The organism is Oceanospirillum beijerinckii DSM 7166, assembly GCF_000422425.1.
Lineage (GTDB): Bacteria > Pseudomonadota > Gammaproteobacteria > Pseudomonadales > Halomonadaceae > Oceanospirillum > Oceanospirillum beijerinckii.
This window is the reverse complement of record NZ_AULT01000056.1, coordinates 16,586-36,987: the sequence shown is the minus strand read 5'-3', so window position 1 is coordinate 36,987 and position 20,402 is coordinate 16,586. Positions and strand designations below refer to the sequence as shown.

The 20,402-nt window shown below is 47.8% G+C and carries 21 protein-coding genes; 11 read left to right on the top strand and 10 right to left on the bottom strand.

The window, feature by feature from the left end; translation table 11 throughout:
- The 3 genes from H579_RS26040 to H579_RS0116295 all read left to right on the top strand — a co-directional run.
- The coding region (locus H579_RS26040; protein WP_211224736.1) for an RHS repeat-associated core domain-containing protein at positions 1-2,355 on the top strand (2,355 nt) is incomplete at its 5' end.
- 9 nt (positions 2,356-2,364) lie between these two features.
- Positions 2,365-2,781, top strand: a complete 417-nt coding sequence (locus H579_RS0116300) for an immunity 22 family protein (protein WP_028301579.1) — start codon at positions 2,365-2,367, stop codon at positions 2,779-2,781.
- 545 nt (positions 2,782-3,326) lie between these two features.
- On the top strand, positions 3,327-3,662 hold the full coding sequence (locus H579_RS0116295; protein WP_028301578.1) for a hypothetical protein: 336 nt from the start codon (positions 3,327-3,329) through the stop codon (positions 3,660-3,662).
- Positions 3,663-3,831: 169 nt separating this feature from the next.
- Here the strand turns inward: H579_RS0116295 and H579_RS26035 are convergent, their stop codons facing one another.
- A complete protein-coding gene (locus H579_RS26035; protein ID WP_084624174.1) occupies positions 3,832-4,803 on the bottom strand; it encodes an IS1595 family transposase in 972 nt (323 codons plus the stop codon).
- A 34-nt stretch (positions 4,804-4,837) separates the two neighbouring features.
- Positions 4,838-5,104, bottom strand: a complete 267-nt coding sequence (locus H579_RS0116285; protein WP_028301577.1) for a hypothetical protein — start codon at positions 5,102-5,104, stop codon at positions 4,838-4,840.
- A 470-nt stretch (positions 5,105-5,574) separates the two neighbouring features.
- Here H579_RS0116285 and H579_RS26030 point away from each other — a divergent pair, with 470 nt between their 5' ends.
- The 6 genes from H579_RS26030 to H579_RS0116250 all read left to right on the top strand — a co-directional run bounded on the left by H579_RS26030 (position 5,575) and on the right by H579_RS0116250 (position 13,978).
- Entirely contained in the window at positions 5,575-6,798 is a 1,224-nt protein-coding gene (locus H579_RS26030) for an HD-GYP domain-containing protein (RefSeq protein ID WP_051227714.1), read from the top strand.
- A gap of 253 nt (positions 6,799-7,051) precedes the next feature.
- Positions 7,052-9,529, top strand: coding sequence for a bifunctional diguanylate cyclase/phosphodiesterase (locus tag H579_RS0116270; protein ID WP_028301575.1), 2,478 nt, complete (start codon positions 7,052-7,054; stop codon positions 9,527-9,529).
- A gap of 81 nt (positions 9,530-9,610) precedes the next feature.
- Positions 9,611-10,963, top strand: a complete 1,353-nt coding sequence (locus H579_RS28020; RefSeq protein WP_051227711.1) for an ATP-binding protein — start codon at positions 9,611-9,613, stop codon at positions 10,961-10,963.
- A 284-nt stretch (positions 10,964-11,247) separates the two neighbouring features.
- Positions 11,248-11,766, top strand: coding sequence for a PAS domain-containing protein (locus H579_RS0116260; RefSeq protein WP_028301574.1), 519 nt, complete (start codon positions 11,248-11,250; stop codon positions 11,764-11,766).
- The gene (locus tag H579_RS0116255; RefSeq protein WP_028301573.1) at positions 11,741-12,742 is read left to right on the top strand and encodes a methyl-accepting chemotaxis protein; all 1,002 of its coding nucleotides are present in this window, start codon (positions 11,741-11,743) and stop codon (positions 12,740-12,742) included. Before H579_RS0116260 ends, H579_RS0116255 begins: the two co-directional genes overlap by 26 nt.
- A 186-nt stretch (positions 12,743-12,928) precedes the next feature.
- Positions 12,929-13,978, top strand: coding sequence for a tyrosine-type recombinase/integrase (locus tag H579_RS0116250; protein WP_028301572.1), 1,050 nt, complete (start codon positions 12,929-12,931; stop codon positions 13,976-13,978).
- Between the two features lie 5 nt (positions 13,979-13,983).
- Here the strand turns inward: H579_RS0116250 and H579_RS0116245 are convergent, their stop codons facing one another.
- From H579_RS0116245 to H579_RS0116220, 6 genes are all read right to left on the bottom strand, one after another.
- Positions 13,984-14,250: a pyocin activator PrtN family protein gene (locus tag H579_RS0116245; RefSeq protein WP_036566423.1), complete on the bottom strand. Its 267-nt coding sequence runs from the start codon at positions 14,248-14,250 to the stop codon at positions 13,984-13,986.
- A complete protein-coding gene (locus tag H579_RS0116240) occupies positions 14,250-14,531 on the bottom strand; it encodes a hypothetical protein (RefSeq protein WP_028301570.1) in 282 nt (93 codons plus the stop codon). The genes H579_RS0116245 and H579_RS0116240 overlap by 1 nt, the downstream gene beginning before the upstream one ends.
- 296 nt (positions 14,532-14,827) lie before the next feature.
- Positions 14,828-15,979 carry a hypothetical protein gene (locus H579_RS28015; protein WP_051227709.1) on the bottom strand — a complete coding sequence of 384 codons (1,152 nt, stop codon included), beginning with the start codon at positions 15,977-15,979 and terminating at the stop codon, positions 14,828-14,830.
- Positions 15,976-16,416, bottom strand: coding sequence for a hypothetical protein (locus tag H579_RS0116230; protein WP_028301569.1), 441 nt, complete (start codon positions 16,414-16,416; stop codon positions 15,976-15,978). Before H579_RS0116230 ends, H579_RS28015 begins: the two co-directional genes overlap by 4 nt.
- A 20-nt stretch (positions 16,417-16,436) precedes the next feature.
- The gene (locus H579_RS0116225) at positions 16,437-17,105 is read right to left on the bottom strand and encodes a DUF2786 domain-containing protein (protein ID WP_028301568.1); all 669 of its coding nucleotides are present in this window, start codon (positions 17,103-17,105) and stop codon (positions 16,437-16,439) included.
- A 10-nt stretch (positions 17,106-17,115) separates the two neighbouring features.
- The gene (locus H579_RS0116220; RefSeq protein WP_028301567.1) at positions 17,116-17,925 is read right to left on the bottom strand and encodes a hypothetical protein; all 810 of its coding nucleotides are present in this window, start codon (positions 17,923-17,925) and stop codon (positions 17,116-17,118) included.
- A gap of 331 nt (positions 17,926-18,256) precedes the next feature.
- On the opposite strand from H579_RS0116220, the gene H579_RS0116210 reads away from it, so the two are divergent.
- On the top strand, positions 18,257-18,640 hold the full coding sequence (locus tag H579_RS0116210; protein ID WP_028301565.1) for a hypothetical protein: 384 nt from the start codon (positions 18,257-18,259) through the stop codon (positions 18,638-18,640).
- A gap of 57 nt (positions 18,641-18,697) precedes the next feature.
- Here H579_RS0116210 and H579_RS26015 read toward each other — a convergent pair whose 3' ends face one another.
- Together H579_RS26015 and H579_RS28010 are read right to left on the bottom strand one after the other, a co-directional pair.
- Positions 18,698-18,979: a helix-turn-helix domain-containing protein gene (locus H579_RS26015; protein WP_036566422.1), complete on the bottom strand. Its 282-nt coding sequence runs from the start codon at positions 18,977-18,979 to the stop codon at positions 18,698-18,700.
- A gap of 654 nt (positions 18,980-19,633) precedes the next feature.
- The gene (locus H579_RS28010) at positions 19,634-20,092 is read right to left on the bottom strand and encodes a helix-turn-helix domain-containing protein (RefSeq protein WP_051227706.1); all 459 of its coding nucleotides are present in this window, start codon (positions 20,090-20,092) and stop codon (positions 19,634-19,636) included.
- Between the two features lie 82 nt (positions 20,093-20,174).
- Between H579_RS28010 and H579_RS0116195 the strand changes: the two genes are divergently transcribed.
- Positions 20,175-20,399, top strand: coding sequence for a helix-turn-helix transcriptional regulator (locus H579_RS0116195; RefSeq protein ID WP_036566421.1), 225 nt, complete (start codon positions 20,175-20,177; stop codon positions 20,397-20,399).
- The last annotated feature ends 3 nt before the right edge of the window (positions 20,400-20,402 follow it).

The following is a 20,402-nucleotide window of genomic DNA, read 5'->3' as shown; positions in this document are numbered from 1 at the left end:
AACCCCAGAGGTGACAGCCAGCATTATCAGTACGGTGCCTTTGATAAACTGCTGCAATCCACCGACCCTCTGGGCGCCACCACCTGGTACTTCTACAACCGGGAAGCGGAGTTCAGCGGTGTTGCCAACAGCCAGAAACAGCAATGGCGTTATCAGTACAATGAAGCAGGCCAGATTGTTGAGGAGCAGCATTACGATGGTCGCGTCACCCGGTTTGAATATGACCCGGCCGGTCGTCTGATCGCCCGTATTCAGCCGGACAACAGTCAGCAAAAGTTTAAATACGACCCGGCAGGCCGCCTGATTGAAAAGCAGAACATCGCCCCGGATCAGACCCCGACAGCCCTGACGCAGTTTGAATACAACCCGGCCGGACAACTGACCCGTGCCGCCAATCCGCAGGCAGAGCTTAAGTTTGAATATGACGACGCCGGTCGCCTGATTCGCGAAACCCTGAATGGCGACACCACCGAACACGACTATAACGGTGACGGTCAGCGTACCTCAATGAGCAGTGAAGCCATCGCACTGGCCTTTGGCTGGGATCAGGGCCAGCTGGCACAGCTGCAGGTGGGGAACCATCAACCACTGCATATTCAGCGCGACCGACTGGGTCAGGAACTGAGCCGCAGCAATCCGCTGGGCTTTAACCTGAAACAACAATGGAGCCAGACCGGCCTGCTGGAACAGCAATGGCTGGAGAACGGCCAGACCAGTGCACCGGGACAACCCCAAATCCCCACAGGCCAGATCCACCAAGGGCCGGGCAGCCAGCCGCAGAGCCACGGTAAAAGCCGTCATCGTCACTTACAGCGCCGTTACCAGTACGACAGCCTGGATCAGATTATCGCCATTGACGAATCCCACTGGGGCGAATCCCGCTACCAGCTGAACGGCAACGGCCAGATCACTCAGCAGAGCCGCAAAGCGCCGTTTGGCGGCCAGAACACCGAACACAAAGCCTTCAGTTACGACAGCGAACAGAACCTGACCCGTATTGAGCAGGGCTTTACCGGCCCGAATGAGGTTCAGCCGGATAACGTCATCAGCCTGGCGGAAAAACGACTGGAAAAAGCGCTGAAATACCAGCGCGCCGGACGGGTCGAAAGCCACGGCAACCACAGCTACCGTTATGATGACTGCGGTCGCATGATCGAAAAAGTGATCCGCCGCAACGGCTTCCGCCCGGAAAGCACCCGCTATGAATGGGATGAAGACGACCAGCTGATTCGTGTGGTATTACCGAACGGCGATGCCTGGCATTACCAGTACGACCCCTTCGGTCGCCGTATTGGTAAAATCCATCACCCGGCAGCACATAACCCGAACGGCTCACCGGGCGGTAAAGTCGTTCGTCAGCACCGCTATCAATGGACCGGCAATAACCTGATCGGCCAGCAACAATGCTACGCCGATGGCACCCTGGCCGAAGCCACCCACTGGCTGTATGAACCGGACAGCTTCCGTCCTTTTGCCCAGCTGAAACAGAACCCGGCAGACGCGGACACCCCGGAACCGGCCACACTGCACTATATCGTCACCGACCAGACCGGCACACCGAGAGAACTGTGTAGTGAAAATGGTGACATTCACTGGCGGGGCTATCAGGAGATCTGGGGCAAACACGAACAATGGCATCAGTCCCGCGATGTGCAGCGTTATTACCAGGAAGACGCCGCTAACGACCCGATTGTCTGTGACCTGAGATATCAGGGGCAGATTTATGATCAGGAAACCGGTCTGTACTACAATCGATTCCGTTACTATGATCCCGAGATAGCCCAGTATCTGACGCCCGACCCGATAGGTATGGCCGGAGGGCTGAGACCGCAGGGGTATGTGCATAACCCGGTTGAGTGGATTGATCCGTTAGGATTAACAAGAGAATCGTGTAAGACTCAGAGAAAGTTAACCTCTGCTGAAAAACATGGAATCCCATCAGGAAAAGCATTTGAAGAATGGTTTGATGCAAAATCACCTACTGAATTAGCAGAGTTGTACAAAGATACAGATGCTCGTAATGTTCTTAAAAGTAGATTGAGACATGGTGGTGGTGCCCATGAATGGTTAATGGTCTCTAGGGCTCCGAGGATGAGATCCTGGGGAGTAAAGTATAAAGATATTGTAGAAAATGCTTCTCCTACAAAAGAAACATTTTTTAGAGACCCTATGACTGGAGTAGTGAAGAAGCATGGGAATAATAGTATTTCTTCAAGAGCTCATAAAGAGTTGGGTGATATTATAGATTCATCTAATAGTTTTGAACAGTTTAAAAGAAAGATAAATAACTGGGCAGAATATTCTGGCTGGTTACCAAATGGGCGAAATGACTTACCATCAGGCTTAAGGAAGTAGGAGGTATTAATGTTTGAAAATAAACCTTTTTTTACAACTGAGAATCATTGGGTTACAGTTTGGATTGGTAGTTTAAATGAAGAATCAGTTGAATCTTACTTAGAAGAATGTGGCGTGGATGATGATGAGCCTATTTCACAGTTTAGTAAAGATTTGGGGTGCTGGTATGACCATGACTTTATCTGGTATGAGGCTGTTGATTCACCTGTATGTATAGAAGAGTTATGTAGGAATAATGGAGTTGATTCAATAGAATTGATTGAAGAGTTAACGGCTCGTTCAGGAGGGGGGGAGTATAATTGTTTTATTATGCTGTGGAATTCTAGACTGTTAAATGCTGAAGATGATCGGGCTTTTTTTAATGGTAAACTATCTTGTATCGGATCATGGCAACATGAGTCTCCATTAGTTGATGATGATTATTAAATAGTTTTAAATTCCTTGGGTCATCGACGTTGGGTGTGGATTTATTGATGTCAGTGATTTCTCATAAAATGGTCATCTCTGCATGAAGGAAAATATTCAACTAAGCCATGTATCTCTCAGAAATAAGTACCCGATCATAAATATTCCGATATTATCCGGCCGAAACGGCCGGATAATACGGGCTTTATGCAGGGAAAAGCAGTGTGCGTCTACTTACATGGCTTAACCTATTGCGTTTGACCCCTGATCTTTAACTACGGCATCCAGCATGGTCTGAATATCTGACATCTCTTCCAGCATGTCCTCTAAGGAAATAAAGGGATATTATCTGGGCGTAAGCCTAGGTTTAATGGGACTTCGGTGGAGGGGCATCACAAGTATAATGCTTTAGACTACCCTCAGTTAGCTGATTCTGTTGATAATATATACCCTGCAACTAAAGATGAGCATTTATATCGTTGGTATGGCGGTAATTTCTAAAAAGATACAAAAGGGAAGCCATTAAACCCATTGTTTAAAGAAGAGTTTTAATATAGGAGATGTATATGTCAAGTATTTCAATTTCAGTATCAAGTCCAGTAGTTAATTTAGAGTTAGTGAAAAAAATAAGGAACGTCACAGGAATATCTATATCATATATAAGTAATAGGCTAAAAGAAGGGGTGTTTTATACAACAGAGTTATTTCTTAATGACCATGCAACCAAAGATCTGGAAATTAGGACTATATTGTCAGCTATAGAGGAATATGGTTTGGACCCATTTATAATGGAAATCTCCGATGATCAAGAGTGGGATGATGTTAGAGATTTTGATAGCTATAGAATAAGACCCAAGGAACTGATTGATGTGCTTAATGAATTTAAAGATGATTTTAATTGAATTTTTATGGCTCCTCGACGTTAGGTGTGGATTTATTGATGCTAGTGATTTCTCATAAAGTGGTCATCTCTACATGAAGAAAGATATTCAACTAAGCCATGTATCTCTCAGAAATACATGGCTTAACTCATTGCATTTTATCCCCGGGTTTTAACTGCCGCATCCAGGGCTATGTTCTGTTTAGATGTTGAAAACCTTCTGGCTTAGCAAAATCAATCATAAAATCAATGGGTTGATATTTTTCTTGTCGATGCTGATCAAACCACCTGAACCAACCTAAATAACGATGCAGATATTTTGTTGCTACACCATGGAAACGAGCAATCCATATTTTTAATCTTTGATGATAACTATTCACTCCCTGAATATGGTAAGCCCCTTCTTTGACCCGCTCTCCTGCACTGGCATTCAGTACTTTATGGGTGAAACCATGTTTGTTCGTGAAGGCTTCAAAGGTAAGATGACCATCTGTGCAAAATGCAATATCTGCACTTAATCGAGGCAATAATACATCTTCAACCTGATCAATCGTGAAGTTGTGTAAGACGAAGTCAGCTTCGTGTTTATGGCGATCTCTTGCCACCAAAACAGAGATCCAGTGCACGTCTTTTTTCTTGTCATTTCCTCGTTTTCTGGGTGGTCGTTCGTCGATATTTCTTTTTCCTTTGAAGGACTCTCTGAATAGAGTCTGATCCGCTTCAACAATGCCTTCAAGAGCCTCTGCATTCAGGGTTTCTGCAAGTTTTAGGAAACGATGACGCCAACGGAATGAAGTGGTTAAATGGATGCTACAACGTGCAGCCGCACTCCTGAGAACTTCAGACTGAAGCATGCCTTCTGCATATTCTATCCACCGCTCTCTCATCCGTAGGCCTGACAGCGGGGTATTAGTTAAAGCCGTAAAGGTTTTATGGCAGCTACAACAACGGTAACGTTGAATCCCCTGGCTCATCCCCCAGCGATGAATTTTATCGTGTTCACAGTGAGGGCAGGATAAGTGGTCATGGAGGTTTTGTTCGAGATGCTCAACAATATCTGGAATTTCTTCTGGGCAATGGAGCCATTCAATGAGTGAATGACGCTGTTTAGCTGAAAGGGTGTCTAGCTGAGAGAGTATTTGGTCGAAATCATGCTGTTTCATTGGAGGCCTCTACTGAATCAGGAAAGAGACCTCTTTAGTTTAGACCATAGCCAACAACTAAACAGAACATAGCCGCATCCAGCATGGTCTGAATATCCGACATCTCTTCCAGCATATCCTCTATAAAGTAAGATGCTCCTAAAGCGGCTTGTTTGTTATGAGGCAGTGCATCTTCAAAAGCAATATTTTCCAGAGCAATCATCAGGAAAGCACAGCGGTGGCTGAAAGTCTCAAAATGCTGATTCATCTGAAAGGCTTTCCGTACAGGAATTTGCTGAATCGTGTCTGCGTTATTGTCCATTATTCCATCTCCTTTTATTTGAATTCCATTCATTGAATCTGAACCGATGGGTTTCGCTTTCCCACAGAAAGCGAAATAAAGGACAGGCACATTTTTCTCTTTGATTTTTAAGAGAATTTAAGCCTGCCCCACAGAAACCTCCCCCGAAGGCAATACCACACAGCTGAACTGGAACCAAGCCTGCCAGCTGATGCAGGTGCAGACGAACCAGCAACTGCCGGTCTCCTTCCGTTACGAGGCTCAGGGCCGGATCAGCCAGCGGATCAGTCATCAGGGATGATGGGGGCACCAGACCCGGCCGCACCACCAACCCCAGAGGTGGCAGCCAGCATTATCAGTATGATGCCTTTGACAAGTAATGCCATTAACATCAGGCCGACTTACTTTTTACCGCAAGACAGCATCTGTCGATTTGCTTTCATCACACTCTGCTATTATTTAAGCAGGATCTGAAATTTAGGAAACGTACGATGCAAGCTAATCACTGCTTTAAAGACCTGACCCTGATGATCTCTGATGTGATCGATCAGGTTGGCCTGGATGATACCCAGCATGGTAAACGTGTGGGTTATATGGCCTGGCAGTGTGCGGATCACCTTGAGATTGAAGGCTTTACTGCCGAAGATCTGCTGGTTGCGGGTTTGCTGCATGATATCGGCGTTTCTTCCAGTCGCGAGCATGAACTGCTGGTGACACTTATGGATTGGGAAAAGTCCAGTTTTCACTGCGCTGAGGGTGTCAAGCTGCTGGAGAATCTGCCCTTCTATCATAAATACATCGACGTGGTGCGATATCACCATACTCACTGGGACAAGCTACAACCTCTGCCTATTTCCAACAGCAGCAAGCAGGCTGCCAGCCTGATTTTTCTGATGGACCGGGTGGATGCTCTGCTGTTTCAGTATCTGGCACAAAACCCGGATGATGAAGCAATTCATGCCCGGGAGTTTATTCACACAAACCTGAGCCAGCTGGATGGTTTTTTCTATCCACCGCTGGTAGAAGCCTTTGTCAAGGCCTCAACCATTGATGCCTTCTGGTTTAATCTTGAGAAAAGCCACCTCAGTCGTTATTTGCAGCACCTGGATTTTGAGAAATCCATAACTCTGGACTTGGTTTCAACGGAAGCCGTGGCTTTGATTCTTGCCGCTGCTGTCGATGCCAAAAGCCCCTTTACTGCAGAGCACAGCCTGAATGTGGGTGCGTTGGCCTACTATATCGCCAAGCAGCTGGAGCTGGATGAAGCCCGCTGCCAACAGCTGAAGATCGCCGGTTATCTGCATGATATCGGGAAGCTGCATATCCCGGATAATATTCTGGAAAAAGAGGGGCCGCTTAATGCTAAAGAAACGGTGGCGATGCACCGGCACGGCTTTGAAGCTCAGGATATTCTGGAACGGGTGACTTCCTTTAAAGAGATTGCGCTGTGGGCCTGCCAGCACCATGAGTTTTTGGATGGCTCCGGTTATCCCTATCAGCTTAAAGGTGATCAGATTCCGTTTGAATCCCGCATTCTGACCATTGCGGATATTTTTCAGGCACTGGCACAGAAGCGTCCCTATCGGGATTCTATGCCAGTAAATCAGGTGATGCAGATTCTGACGGAACTGGCAGAACAGGGGAAGATTGATACTCAGATTATGGCATTTGTGCAGGACCATCAGCAGCAGTGCTGGCAGCTTGCTACCGCCTAGCCATTAAGCCGTGGATTAATTTTTCAACAACAGATTAATGCGTCAATAGCAGCGTTTATCCCCATTTATTACTCTCTATCAGTGAGAATCAAGTACCCTTGCCTCGTTAATAAAAAGTAACAATTACAGCTCGTTTCAGTCACCTGACTGTCATAAAGCAAATCTATAGTGTCAGAAAAATATGTGCCGTAAACAGCGATGGTTTGGTTTACCCGTCCTGCCCCCCGCTTTCTGAACAAGTTGCCTTAAGCTCATGAACACAACGCCAGACGATATTCTGATCATTGAAGACGACAGTGACCTCTGTGTTGATGCTTCAGAAGAGCGACACCCCTATCAGGTATTGATTGTTGATGACGATACCGAAGTCCATGCGATCACCCACTATGCATTAGGAGACTGCGAGTTTCTCGGGCAGCCACTGGAGTTTATCTCCGCTTATAGTGCGGACCAGGCTCAGGAGATACTGCGCAACCACCCTGATATCGCACTGGTCTTTCTCGATGTGGTGATGGAAACCGATGATGCAGGTTTGCAGCTGATCCGGTTTATCCGTGAACAACAAAACAACTGGTTGGTACGTATTATTCTGCGTACCGGTCAGCCGGGACAGGCACCGGAAAAAAGCATCATTACTCAGTACGATATTAACGACTATAAGTCGAAAACCGAGCTGACTTCGACCCGTTTGTATACCACTACACTGGTAGCGCTGCGGGCTTATCAGCAACTGAAGTCTATGGAACTGAGTCGCAGGGGACTGGAGAAAATTCTGGCCGCATCGTCATCCCTGTTTCAATATCGCTCCATGGCGGAGTTTGCGCAGGGTGTGGTGCTGCAGGTCCGTTCCTTTATTGAAGATCACAGTGAAGGCGTCTTGCTCTGTGCGATTCAGGAACCTGAGATACCATCGAGTGTGTTACCCCATCCGTTGCGATTATCAGCAGACAATCAGATACAGGTGATTGCTGGCACTGATCAGCTGACGTTTCAGCCAGGAACACCGATTCAGGATGTCGCGTCTGCCCAGGCCTGCGCGTTGATTGAGCAAGCGATCCACCGCAACCAGCATATTTTTAACGACCATGATTGTGCCTTGGTGTTTAAGACCCAGACTCAGGCGACCAGTGTGGTCTATCTGTCTGGCAGTAAGCCGCTCAGCGTGACCGATAAACAGCTGCTGGAAATCTTCTGCAGCAAGGTGGCGATCTGTTTTGACAACATCAACTACTATGAGCGTCTGCAGTATAAAAAGAATCACGATCAGTTAACCGGGTTATTAAATCGCTCCCGTTTTATTGCACAAACCGATCGCCTGAAACAGCAAGGGATTATTGATCGCTTGCAATACAGGCCACAGGAGCTACAAAGCCCTACATCCCTAAGCTCTACATCTCTTAGTTCAACACCTCTAAACTCAACGCTTCTAGGCTCAATACCCCTGGGCTCAGCGCCGCACATTACACCCTGTCTGCTGGTACTGGGTATTGACCGCTTTCGCGATATCAATAATGACCTGGGCTATACATACGGTGATCAGTTTCTGATTATGATTGCACAACGTTTACGGGCCTGTATTCCAGAGGGAGCCATTCTGGCACGTTTAGGCGGGGATGAGTTTGCGGTATATCTGCCCGAAAATCGCTTGTTCCATGACCAGATCGATCAACTGAGAAAAACCCTGACTCAACCGTTACAGATTGAACAACATGAGTTGATTCCTTCGATCTCTATCGGTTATCTCCTGGTAGATGATCTGAATAAACCTTGCTATGAGCTGCTGTCTCAGACGGAAGACTCATTGCTCTCTGCCAAACGGCTGGGTGGCAATCGCTGCATTCAAACGCTGCCTCTGGAAGACTGTAGCGGTAACACGTGTATCAGCGATGATTGCAGTAAGGAAAAATGTGACGATAAAGGACGCACTAAACAGCCCAGTCGCTTAACCCTGATCAGAGACATGACCTATGCCCTGGAGCGTGATGAGTTAGCGCTGTATTACCAACCTATTATTCACTGCCAAAGCGGTCAACTGGCAGGGTTTGAGGCGCTGCTGCGCTGGCATCATCCGACCCGAGGCGTTGTATCTCCGGGGGCATTTCTGGATGTTATCGAACCCACCGATCTGATGCTGGCTATGGGGGATTGGATTCTGCGCAAAGCGGTACAACAGGCCGAGCTGTGGAATCAATTCAGCTGCTGCGGTAATGATAAGCTGTCATTAAGTATTAACGTTTCTGCCCGCCAGATTATGTTCAGTGACCTGGAAGCTCAGATGAAGCGCCTGCTGAACGAGCATAAGGTGCAGCCGGGCGGTTTACGCTTTGAGATTACTGAAAGCCTGATTATGGAAGATATTGATCAGGCCAGGGATATCCTGCATTCAATCAAGGATCTGGGGCTGCAGTTGTCTCTGGATGACTTTGGCACCGGTTACTCCTCCATGAGTTATCTTAACCATCTACCCTTTGATATTTTGAAGCTGGACCGCTCTTTTATCCACAATATGCTGAAGGATGAGCAAACGGCAGCCATTATCGACTGTATTATTCAAATGGCTCATAAACTGGATATTGATGTGGTTGCTGAGGGTGTGGAAACTCAGGCGCAGTACGAGAAGCTGCAACAACTGGGCTGTGATTACCTGCAGGGCTATTTCTTTGGCCGCCCGATGCCGGAAGATAAAGCCACCGAGTTTATTGTCAATCGCTGCCTGAAACCGCTGCAGTAATGCTTACTTCAACGACAGCCTGTTACGCCATCCCACGATGATGAACTGCTCTGCCAAACGCTATTTAATCGATTATCCGCTATGACTCAACGGCTTCTGAATACGATCAGTCAGATCAGCATTGCTCAAATCTGTGAGCCAGTCCCTGTAATCGAAGACACTTGCGTCTGTGCTGCCATCGAACATTTGTTTAATCAAACCGAAATCAGCGCCCTGCCCGTGATACATAACCACAGGCCTGTGGGTATTATCACCCGCATCGTGTTTCAGGAACGCTATCTGAGTAAGTTTGGTCGTGAGCTTAATGCCAGAAAACCGGTGACCTTTCTGATGAATGAAGCCCCTTTTGTGGTATGTGATCATGAGCGGGTCAGCGAAGTGAGCAATCGGGTCACCCAGTTCAGCCCCAAAGCGTTGGATGAGGGTATTTTAGTCACCAGACGTGGGCGCTATCTGGGCTATGTCAGCGGCCTGGCATTGATGAGAAATGCGCTACAACAGGTTAAAGAGGCCCATCAACAACTCAATAATGCCCAAGAGTTACTGATCGAAAATGAAAAGATGGCTTATCTTGGCGGTCTGGTAGCCGGTGTAGCCCATGAGATTAATACCCCTATCGGTATTGCGTTAACCGCTGCTACAGCCTTGGAAGAGAAGACCCGGGACTTTGAGCAAATGATGGCTTCAGGCAGCGTAAAACGCTCTCAGGTGAGTCGATACACCGAAGCCGCCAATCGTTCCGTGGCGTTTATGGTGTCCAATATCGAGCGGGCCAGCCATCTGATTCAAAGCTTTAAACAGGTGGCCGTGGATCAGTCTACCGATGCCCTGCGTCGTTTTGATCTGGGCAAATATTGTCACGAAGTGCTCTTTAGTCTGTCACCCAAACTGAAAAACTCACCCCATCAGTTACGACTGCAGATCGAAGCAAACCTACAGGTTTATACCAGCCCCGGTGCTATCTCTCAGATTCTGACCAACCTGATTGTCAATACTCTGGAACACGCCTTCGTTGATCAACCCGCAGGCACCATCACCATCCGGATAAAACGGCAGCCTCAGGGACACAAGCAAGCAGGTATTGAAGGTGCAAAGGGTGTAGAAGGTGCAAAAGGTGTAGAGAATGAGCAAGGAATGAAGATTGAACAGGCTAATACCCAGCAGCAAATCATGCTGCAAGTCGAAGATAACGGTCGGGGCATGGAGTCTACGGTGCTAAAAAAGATTTTTGCCCCCTTCTTTACCACCCGACGCAATCAGGGCGGCTCTGGATTGGGACTGCATATTGCCTTTAATCTGGCCACTCAGGGTTTAAATGGCACAATTAAGGCAGAAAGTGTTTTAAATCAGGGAACCTGCTTTACCGTCATCTTCCCAGCCTGGATCAAAACAGAGCACAGTGACAGTATGCTCCAGAAAGCTACTCAGCCTTGATAAAGCTCAACCTTTATAGATGCATACATTTAGCCTGTTATGTTTAAATAGAATCAATCTTAATAACACGTTAGGTTAACTTGCTAAAAGCAAAAACATCCCGTGTCAGCGGTGAGATATCCTCTGCCATCAGACACTCAACGACCATCCAGGATCAGCTGCTATATTTTAAAGTGAAGCAATGAATAGCGCTGTGAAATTAAGCATTGAGAGATCACTCCGTCAGGCGACCTGTGATTTCGTACTACCCCAATGCGCTCGACCCAGGATCAGGCTGCTTTCCAATGAAAAGAAAAATTACCCCTATCAACCATGAACGCGTACTGAAAGAGGGCGACTTTGTGGTTTCCAAGACCGATACCAAAGGTCGTATCACCTACTGCAATGAGATCTTTCTGGAACTATCCGGTTATCAGGAGAAGGAACTGTTAGGGGCTCAACACAATATTATTCGTCACCCGGATATGCCACGCGGCGTATTTTATTTTCTCTGGCAAACCATCGCTCAGGGCAATGAATGTTTTGCGTATGTGAAGAACATGGCCAAAGATGGCAGCTACTATTGGGTATTTGCCAATGTCACGCCAGACTTTGACGAACGCGGACAGATTAACGGTTATTTCTCTGTACGCCGTCGACCGAAAAAAGAGGCTGTGGCACTGATGACGGATATTTATGCAGCCATGCTGGCTGAGGAGAAACGTGTCGGCACCAAAGATGCCATCAATGCATCTTTGGGCCTGCTAACATCCAAACTCGATGAGCTGAATACCAGTTATGAAGAATTTATCTTATCTCTCTAAAGCAACCTATGTGGTTGTCTTTCTGAATGTTCTGCTCACAGTAGCCGGAATATTGGGAGCGATCTCCCATGGCAGCAAACCGATGGACTGGGTCTGGTTTCTGCTGTTAATGGGGTTTGGCCTGGGCAGTGGTTTTCTTTACCTGCGCAGCCTGAAGCAGGCATTGAGTCCCCTTGGTGAGATTACCCGTATTGCACAGGAGATCAGTGATGGCAAGCTTGGCTCCCGTATCACTCATATTGACCGGGATGATGAACTGGGCCGGGTGTGTTGGCACTTCAACAATATGCTGGATCAGCTGGAAACCTGCTTTAGGGAACAATCCACGGCACTGAAGTTTGCCAGTGAAGGCAAATTCTACCGCAAGATGCAGACCTCTGGCCTGCACGGTGCTTATAAAGAGGCGTTGAAAAAGGGCAACCAATCGCTGGATATTTTGCTGGAAAACAGCAAACACGAGAAACGCAATAACCTACTGTCCAAACTGGGTAACTTGAATGCGGAGAACCTGCTGAAGAACCTGACCACCAGTCAGAAGGATATGCTGGGTATCGTCGCCGCTTCGGAAGAGCTGGAAAGCCTGTCGGTAGAAAATGCCCAATCCGCTCACAGCAGTATTGCAGCCCTGACCGAGATGAAAGCACACTTTGGTCAATTAGCCGGTACCATTGATCAGACCGTACGTGCTGTTGAAGTCGTGAATGAGCATCAGGAGAAGGTCTCTGCCTCGGTGAACCTGATTACGACCATTGCCGACCAAACCAATTTGTTGGCACTGAATGCCGCCATTGAAGCGGCCCGGGCCGGTGAACACGGCCGGGGATTCTCCATTGTGGCTGATGAGGTACGCAGTCTTGCCGAAGACTCCAGAAAAGCTTCCGCTGAAATTGCTCAGGTGATGGATGCGCTAAAGCAGGAGTTTGCTTCCATGTTGACCAATACCGATGCTATCCGCAATCTGTCCAGTACGACATAGGGGCCACCGAAAACCGTATATTAGGGTAAGCGCTTGATTTTAAAGGAGCGCTTGCGGTTTTGGTGGTCTCGGTCACTGTATATTTACCTATCTTTTATTGCACGTTTTTAACCTTTTTTCGTATATTAGTGCGCCTATAGTGCGCCTTTTTTCGCAAGGCGCACCGAGATTAAATAGGGCGCACCCATGGCAACGATTACGAAAAGAGAAACCGCAGCCGGTAAGGCTAAGTATAAGGCGGATATACGAATAAAAAAGGCAGGCCGGATTATACACAGGGAGTCACGCACGTTCGATAGAAAGAAGTTGGCAGAAGAGTGGGCAAACAAGCGTGAGCTTGAACTGCAGGACCAAAGCGGCCTGGAAAAAGTGCGCCATGCGGGCACCTTGATCGGCGATGTGATAGAGCAGTATGAGGGGCTATTTGAGCCTGCTGAGGGCTGGGGGCGCAGCAAAGGTTATGACCTGGCTCGGCTGAAAACATATAAGCTGGCAGAGATTCCGGCGGTTGTTGTTACGTCTCAGGATTTGATTGAGCACGTTCGGTGGCGGATATCTGGTGGTGTCTCTCCAGCCACGGTGAATAACGATCTGATCTGGCTCGGGGTGATCTTTAAAGCAATGAGGGTGGCCAGAGGTATTCCATTGGATCTGGGTGTAATTGAGGATGCGCGGATGATCTGTCGTCAGCATAAACTGATTGCCCGGTCAAATCAGAGAGAGCGGCGGCCAACGCCTACCGAGCTTTGGAAGTTGAGCCGGTATTTCTGGCGTAAGCAGTACCGGGATCGGCGTAACAAGATCCCAATGTTAGATATTATGTGGTTTCAGATTTACAGTGCCCGGCGGGATGCTGAGACCTGTCGTTTGCGGTGGGATGATAATAATAACGAGCGGCAAACGGGCATGGTGAGGGATGCCAAGCATCCGATGTTTAAGAAGGGGAATCACAAACGGTTTAAGTACACGCCGTCAGCGTGGAAGATTATTCAGAAGCAACCGAAAGACGGGGAGTATATTTTTCCTTACGATCCTAAGTCTGTCTCTACTTCTTGGAGGCGGGCTTGTACTGTGTTGGGAATTGAGGATCTGCATTTTCATGATCTGCGGCACGAAGCAACGAGTCGATTGTTTGAGGCGGGTTATGGTATTGAACAGGTGCAGCTATTTACACTGCATGAGGATTGGAAAACGCTGAAGCGGTACACGCATTTGAAGCCAGAAGACCTGGCGTAGCAATGCTACGCCACATGTTGTCGGTTCATTTGCTCCCACTCTCTGCGTGCTTGTTCTTTTCTTTCGTCTAAATATTTGGCTAGATCGGCTGCGCTGACTAGCCAAGGGCTTTTATTGGTGCCTGCTTTGTATGCAGGCACAGGCAGTTGCTGGTTGTTGGCTCGGTTTTTCGCGACAGAAAAGCTAATGCTGAAGTATTTTGTGCAGATGCTTTCTAATGGGATTTCTGCGGTTTCGTATTCTGCTAATAATCCAAAATATGTCGAGGCCATCACTCTTTCTCCTTCTCTGGTTTTGGTAGATGTTCGCTCATTAGCTGGGCAATGTACGTCATGCCGTCGTTGGTCACTTTTGTGAGCTGCGTGGGAATCATTCGCTCACCGCGCATGTAGTGGCTATCTACGCGGGCAAAGAATTTGTTTATTTGGCACAGATGATAGGGCGGGACAGTGCCTTGAAACTCGCTGTGCTTGCGTAGGAATTTATAGAGGCCGTTGCGGCCTCCTGGGAACTTCAGCTCTTTTGCAGCATCTTCAATGCTCATCAAAGCCATGCGGTGGTCTCCTGCGTTATTGTGTGAGCCTGCTGAGTGTTGCTGCTGTCTGCTCGGCTTTTCTTCTGTCTCTGGTTACTATGCAGCCGGGTAGTATCCATTCCGGTCGGTTGTTCTCGCCCAATCGCGCGATGATTTCAATATTGCCCTTGGTGATGCTGTGATCTCTTGCTAGTTGTTGTTGTCGCTGACTGCGCTTCTCGCACAGTCTGCTGCAGAATTTAAGTTGGCCGTGGGTGAGAATTGTTCTGCAGTTAAGGCAGAGTCGTGTGGTCATTGGTTTTTGCTCCGGTTAATCAGTATCGGTAGTAGTAATTTTTTACTGTCCACTCTCGAATATCGTAGTGATCGATGGGGGTGTGGTCGCGGATCGTGTGCCATGTGTGCTGCTGCTTTGCTTGGTTGTATCTGTGTCGGGCGGCGACTTCGTATCCGTCTTTCAGCGTGACCAAGGCGTAAAACTCTTGGGTTGTGCCGGGCGTGTTGTCGTGGTTTTTGACGGGGGTGTCTGCTCCCATGATTTTTCCTGAGCCGTCGCGAAACCAGAACAGTAGATGACCGTCGGTTGGGTCTGCGCAGAATTCGAGATCGGGCAGGTCTTTGATGAGTGCCAGGCTGCTGGTTCGGAAAGGCCTGCTGAAACCTTCTGGGGTGTAGTAGATCGAATCTGATATACCGCTTGTTGTTCCGTTGCAGCTGGCACATGGGGTTTCATATATCCAGTTGCCAGAGGTGAATGTGACCGAGCCGTCTTTGCAGTCCGGGCATTTCTCGGGTATATGGAGTGCTGTTGTGACTGCAAACGAGCTGTGTTCGTCGGGCAGTAGCTTTACTATTGTCTCGACGGGTGGCTGATGTTCTTTGTTTCGCTCTGGTACGCCATCAATCCGCTGGGTTCTGATGATGATGTTGCTGTTCGTGGCGTAGGTATAATCGCCGTGGCTGAACGGTAGTTTGAAATTCCGTATCGAGTGCAGTCTGTTGTCACAGAACGGCGTGATTAGGTCGTATAGCGCGTGTTGCTCGGCGGGTACGTTGTCTTTAAGTTGTTCGCGTTCGCAGGCGGCGGAGCAGATGACTTCTTTGCCGATAACACGGGATGGTTCGCCGCATACAATGCAGTGGCAGGCGTCGGGGCCGTGGTGGTTGAAGTATTTTTGAGCGTCATTGTGATAAGGCTCATCTTCATCTGGGATCAGGCCGGGACCGCTTAAGGTGTTGAAGATCCACTTCATGCCCTCGGCGGCGCTATTTTCCTGGGCATCGATACAGGCCGCTTGCATCGCGACCATATTTTTATCGTATAGCCATGCCAGCATATCGCGTTCGTTCAGGTACTCATCAATATTTTGAGTGGCTTTAAGCAGGTTTGCTTTTTCGGTGTGGCTGATCGCGCTGGAGTTTGTCAGGTTTTTAATGAATGCGTTGATTTCGCTCAGGGTTTTCATTGGGTGTCTTCCTTTTCTATGTGTTCTTCTGGTACTGCAAAAATGGCTGTCGGGCCTGTGTTTTCATCGTTGTAGAGGGCGACCAAAAAGCCGTTTGGATGGGTGGATTTTGGGTGCCAATTGTGTATCGCGGCAAATGACTCGGCTGGAGTGCCATCTATGTATTGGTTCCAGTGGGGTGGTATTGCGTCTTCTTCAAATAGTATTGTTTCGCCTGTCAGTTCGCCTTCCGATGCCTCTATGATGAGTTCGGCGATAGAGGTGGTTTCGGTGTAGCTGGCCTGTATCGTGGGGTGTATCCAGTAGCCGCTAATGCTGCGAGCTGGTTCTAAGGGGGCGAGCACTCGGTTGTTGATGCATGATTGTTGTGTTTCTCGTGAGGATTCGTGGGTTGGTAGTTCGCTGTCGCAAGCTGGGCATGGGTTGAGTGTGGTCATTAGTTTGGTCTCCTTGGTTTTTATCTTGCTTGTTCTAAAAGGGCTGTCTGTTTGGTTTGATTGCTGGCTGCGATATGCAGTGTTGCTGATAGCCCATCGTGCATTCCTTTTTGCTCAAGCCCAATATGCTGCTGAGGAATCTTGCGCTTTAGTGTCTTGGCTGTGGGCAGGTCTTGCTTGTCTAGTATTGATCTGGCTCCTGGGTGTGTTTCTTTTTTGGGGAAAATGTCGCTTATTTTGTCGCATACAGATACTGTCCAGCCGACTAGGAGTGTGTCTATTTCAGCTGTGTTGAATCCAATTTTTGCATGCTTTTTCCGGTAATCCTTGATTTGGTCTTGTAGTACGTCCCATGTGTACGCTGCAATTTCTGATTCGGCCTGAGGGGCGAGGAATGTCGGATGGGTTTGGTATTTGCCAGTAGGTGTGGCGCTGTGGTGAAGAATGACTTCGCAACCGGAGATTTCTTTTAGTTTGCTGATTATCCAGTTTTCGTAGTCTTTGAGCTTTTTGCGTGGGATGTGCTTGCCTTTGGTTTCAATGATCTCTAGTTCGTTCTCTGACGTGTTGTGCTTGGCCATCAGTGCTTTTGCTTGTGCCTTGGCGCGTTCGGCTTCATGAGGGTTGTCTGATCCTGCAAGTCGTAGCAGTTTTTGGATCTTTGATCTGATGCGGTCTGGGTTGCTCATTTGTCTATCCTTACGTCGGTGCGGCTTTGATTGCCTGGTTGTCTATTTGCGATTCCGGCGTGAATGGTGTTCCGTTGATTTCTTCCCATTCTTTTTTTGCGGAATCGAAAATGTATTCGCTAAATGTCCGGCTTTTCTTTGCCTGTGCCTGTGCCCTAGCTTCTGATCTGTGGGCAGGCTCTGCAGCTGCAGCGACTGAGATGGTCAGCGCTAATTCGATCAGTACCGCTATTGCGATATAAGTAGCGGTCATTACCGTGTTTGCATCCAGTTCTGTGCGGCTGGCGATGCGGGTAAATAATTCCGTGGCTGCAGTGTTGGACTGAGGTTTGATGCTGCTCAGCTCCTGCTGCAGTTGGTTGATCTGGTTCTGTATCGCTGGGATCTTGTTCAGTGTCGCAATGGATCGGCTGCGGTAGCCGTTATCAGCATCGATGGCGGCGGTCTGCTGCAGTTGTTTGATGAGCTGCTGTTGCTGCCCTATCTGGCTGATGATTAGCTGATATTCTGTGCTGCTTGTGACAGCCTGTTGCTGTTGATGGCTCGTGTCACCAATCAGAGCGCCGGTACTCGCTGCAATGCTCAGGCTTGTTAAAAGCCCGAAAGTAGCAAAGTGGATGCCGCTGCTCAGTTTGTTCTCTGACCAGAGCGCAATTGCTCTGGGGAGTGATGCGTATTGCACTAGGGCCAAGGCCACCGCTACCGCCGTGTAAGCCACTGCGGTGGCGGTGTCGTCGGCTAGCTGCAGCAGCAAGCGAGTGCTGAAAAAGCAGCTGGCGATAAAGAGTATCGCGGCGGTGATGGTCCATAAGTAGCGCATGGCTCAGTCCTAAAGGTGGTTAAGTAGATCGGCGATTTGCTCTGTGGCTTTTGCACTGTTGCAGTCTGCAATGTTGCGGCAGTAGGCGTGTTCGTATTTCTCGGCGTGTGTGTCTGCAAGAGGATCGACGCCGTTAAGCTCGTGGTCTGCTCGGGCTGCACCACACTGGCTGCAGCGTGATTGTGGTTTGTCCATGCTGATGATTCCTAAAAAAGCCCCGCTACGACTTAGGGAGGGTGATAGCGGGGCAAGTGGTTGATTGTATGTATGTGTAATAGTTTTCTGTCTTGCTTCTTGATAGCGTGACTGTTTTTCTATCAAGGAGTGTTTTATGACAGAGGATGAGTTTGCGCTCTTGCTTGGTGCTGTTTTGATGGTGGTTTTTCTTGTATTTAAGAAGATCCGTGAAAATGCACGTATAAGAGCAGCTGCAAGGCGGCGAGAGGAAGAGGCATTAAGGGCGAGCGCCCTTACGCTTGATGAGTTGCGCAAGGTTTCTTTTGTCTATCAAGATGCCGGTGGTTCTATATCTGAGCGAGAAGTTAGCATTGATTCCGTGAGCAGTGATTGCTTTACAGGGCATTGTTATCTCAGGGGTGAGGTTAGAACTTTTCGCTTTGACCGCATTGTGAATGAAGAGGTTTTAATTCTTGGTACAGGCGAAATTATGAGTTCGTACGCCTGGGAGTATCGCTTGATAAGTAAGTTTTATTAATCTGCCTCCTTATAAAAAACGCCACACCTGTTTAAACGGGTGTGGCGTTTTTTTTGGTTAGTGAGTTTCAGAGAATGCGACAATTAGATTCTCAATTGCGGCGCGTTGCTGCTTGTTGATCTGTAATCCAGTCTTGCCAGTCAGTAGCCAGTCAATTGGTATTTCTAATAGTTCGCATAGCTCAATTAGTTTGCTGATCGTATTCGGTTCAGCGCCTCCGGGTCGCTCCCAAGCTCTATACGTCGGTGTAGAGACGTTGAGCTGTCGGGCTATCTCTTTCTGCGTTAAACCTTTTTTGCGTCTCGCATCCTTGAGTCGGGCTGCCTGTGGTGGGGTCATAGGCTGTCGCTCCGGTAAAGATGAGTTTAAATATCATCTAACTAAGCATTAGCTGTGCCATTTGCAAAGTGCAAACTTTATGCGCGTTGTATGTGCTTAATCGAATCGTGACGCACATCCATGTGGATGTTTTACGGATCAGTCTGTTTTTGAGTTCAATTGTTAAAGAGCGTCTTAGCTTTAAATAACTAAGTGTTATTTATAATAATAACTCTCTGTTAATTTTTTCAAGAGAATTTTTCAAAAAATATTTTTCAGGCTTGTGATTGGTGGTGGCCTTTAGGTTTATAGCGACCTTGTTTGTCTGCTTTACAAGATTTAAGAGGAATGGGGTGTGTGGGTTGCGTGTTGCTGATGGTGTTCTGGAGCGGTGTTTCACGGAGTGCTGTGCGGGATGGTACTTTGGGTGGGGAAGTGATGCTTTGTCTGTAGGTGTATTTACTTTGCTGTTTTTTGTGTTGTAGCGTGATTTGCCTATCCCCCCACGATAGTTTGCTAGGTAAGGAAGAATGTTTTTTGTTGAGGTGTTTGATGGACGAGTTAGCGGTAGAGTTGTTAAAGGCGTGGGTTGATATTCAAGATATTAGCGACCCTGTAGGTCGTGTTGTTGCGTTATCTGAGTGGCAGGATCGCGTGTATTATTGGGCGGAGTGTTTAGAAACAGGCCATTCTGAGGGCTGCTTTGATAGTGGCGGCTGATGATTCTTCTTGTTCGGTTTTTTCGGTTTCAATGACCGCGACTATAACTCTGGCGCGTTGTTCTGGTGTCAGTGTTATTTGATTGTCCTGGGTGATTTGCTCGACTTTAGTGATTATGCGTGTTAAGCGCTCCATTTCTTGAGTCGAGCTTGTTTGTGTTTCTGCTAAGTATAGCGCGGCTGATTCAGAGATCAGTCCGTGCGCTTCTGCGTCTTGATAGAAGTAGGATATTGGCTTTTTTAGTGTTTTAGCTATCTTTGCTAGGTCTTCTGCGGATATCTTTCTCTTGTTGTTCTCGTAATAGCCGATGCGAACCTGAGGGGTTCCGCCGTCCCAGCCACAGGCTATCCCTAACTCTTCTTGGGTTAGTCCGGCTTCTTTTCTTGCTTGTTTTATAAACTTTCCGATATCCATTTCTAAGTTATAACACGTTGTTTGGTGTTTTATTTAAAGCTTAACGCTTTGCATAAAAATAACTCTGTGGTATGTTTTGATTATGAATAAACCAAAAAACAACATTTTGATGGTCAGGAAGCGGTTAAAGCTTGGTCAGGGCGAGCTTGGTCAAGCTTTTGATCCTCCGCTGACCCAGGTTGCGGTTTCGTACCACGAGCGTGGAAAGCGTGTACCTGATGTGTATCAGGCGCTTCGCTATTCCCAGGTTCTTGGTTGCTCTGTTGAAGAGTTGTTTCCGATTCTGCCATTAGAGACTGGGCAGTAACAC

Excerpts from the sequence above, each read along its gene's own strand:
- H579_RS0116300 (WP_028301579.1), top strand. The coding sequence starts at position 2,365 with ATGTTTGAAAATAAACCTTTTTTTACAACTGAGAATCATTGGGTTACA.
- H579_RS0116295 (WP_028301578.1), top strand. The coding sequence starts at position 3,327 with ATGTCAAGTATTTCAATTTCAGTATCAAGTCCAGTAGTTAATTTAGAG.
- H579_RS26035 (WP_084624174.1), bottom strand. The coding sequence starts at position 4,803 with ATGAAACAGCATGATTTCGACCAAATACTCTCTCAGCTAGACACCCTT.
- H579_RS0116285 (WP_028301577.1), bottom strand. The coding sequence starts at position 5,104 with ATGGACAATAACGCAGACACGATTCAGCAAATTCCTGTACGGAAAGCC.
- H579_RS26030 (WP_051227714.1), top strand. The coding sequence starts at position 5,575 with ATGCAAGCTAATCACTGCTTTAAAGACCTGACCCTGATGATCTCTGAT.
- H579_RS0116270 (WP_028301575.1), top strand. The coding sequence starts at position 7,052 with ATGAACACAACGCCAGACGATATTCTGATCATTGAAGACGACAGTGAC.
- H579_RS28020 (WP_051227711.1), top strand. The coding sequence starts at position 9,611 with ATGACTCAACGGCTTCTGAATACGATCAGTCAGATCAGCATTGCTCAA.
- H579_RS0116260 (WP_028301574.1), top strand. The coding sequence starts at position 11,248 with ATGAAAAGAAAAATTACCCCTATCAACCATGAACGCGTACTGAAAGAG.
- H579_RS0116255 (WP_028301573.1), top strand. The coding sequence starts at position 11,741 with ATGAAGAATTTATCTTATCTCTCTAAAGCAACCTATGTGGTTGTCTTT.
- H579_RS0116250 (WP_028301572.1), top strand. The coding sequence starts at position 12,929 with ATGGCAACGATTACGAAAAGAGAAACCGCAGCCGGTAAGGCTAAGTAT.
- H579_RS0116245 (WP_036566423.1), bottom strand. The coding sequence starts at position 14,250 with ATGGCCTCGACATATTTTGGATTATTAGCAGAATACGAAACCGCAGAA.
- H579_RS0116240 (WP_028301570.1), bottom strand. The coding sequence starts at position 14,531 with ATGGCTTTGATGAGCATTGAAGATGCTGCAAAAGAGCTGAAGTTCCCA.
- H579_RS28015 (WP_051227709.1), bottom strand. The coding sequence starts at position 15,979 with ATGAAAACCCTGAGCGAAATCAACGCATTCATTAAAAACCTGACAAAC.
- H579_RS0116230 (WP_028301569.1), bottom strand. The coding sequence starts at position 16,416 with ATGACCACACTCAACCCATGCCCAGCTTGCGACAGCGAACTACCAACC.
- H579_RS0116225 (WP_028301568.1), bottom strand. The coding sequence starts at position 17,105 with ATGAGCAACCCAGACCGCATCAGATCAAAGATCCAAAAACTGCTACGA.
- H579_RS0116220 (WP_028301567.1), bottom strand. The coding sequence starts at position 17,925 with ATGCGCTACTTATGGACCATCACCGCCGCGATACTCTTTATCGCCAGC.
- H579_RS0116210 (WP_028301565.1), top strand. The coding sequence starts at position 18,257 with ATGACAGAGGATGAGTTTGCGCTCTTGCTTGGTGCTGTTTTGATGGTG.
- H579_RS26015 (WP_036566422.1), bottom strand. The coding sequence starts at position 18,979 with ATGACCCCACCACAGGCAGCCCGACTCAAGGATGCGAGACGCAAAAAA.
- H579_RS28010 (WP_051227706.1), bottom strand. The coding sequence starts at position 20,092 with ATGGATATCGGAAAGTTTATAAAACAAGCAAGAAAAGAAGCCGGACTA.
- H579_RS0116195 (WP_036566421.1), top strand. The coding sequence starts at position 20,175 with ATGAATAAACCAAAAAACAACATTTTGATGGTCAGGAAGCGGTTAAAG.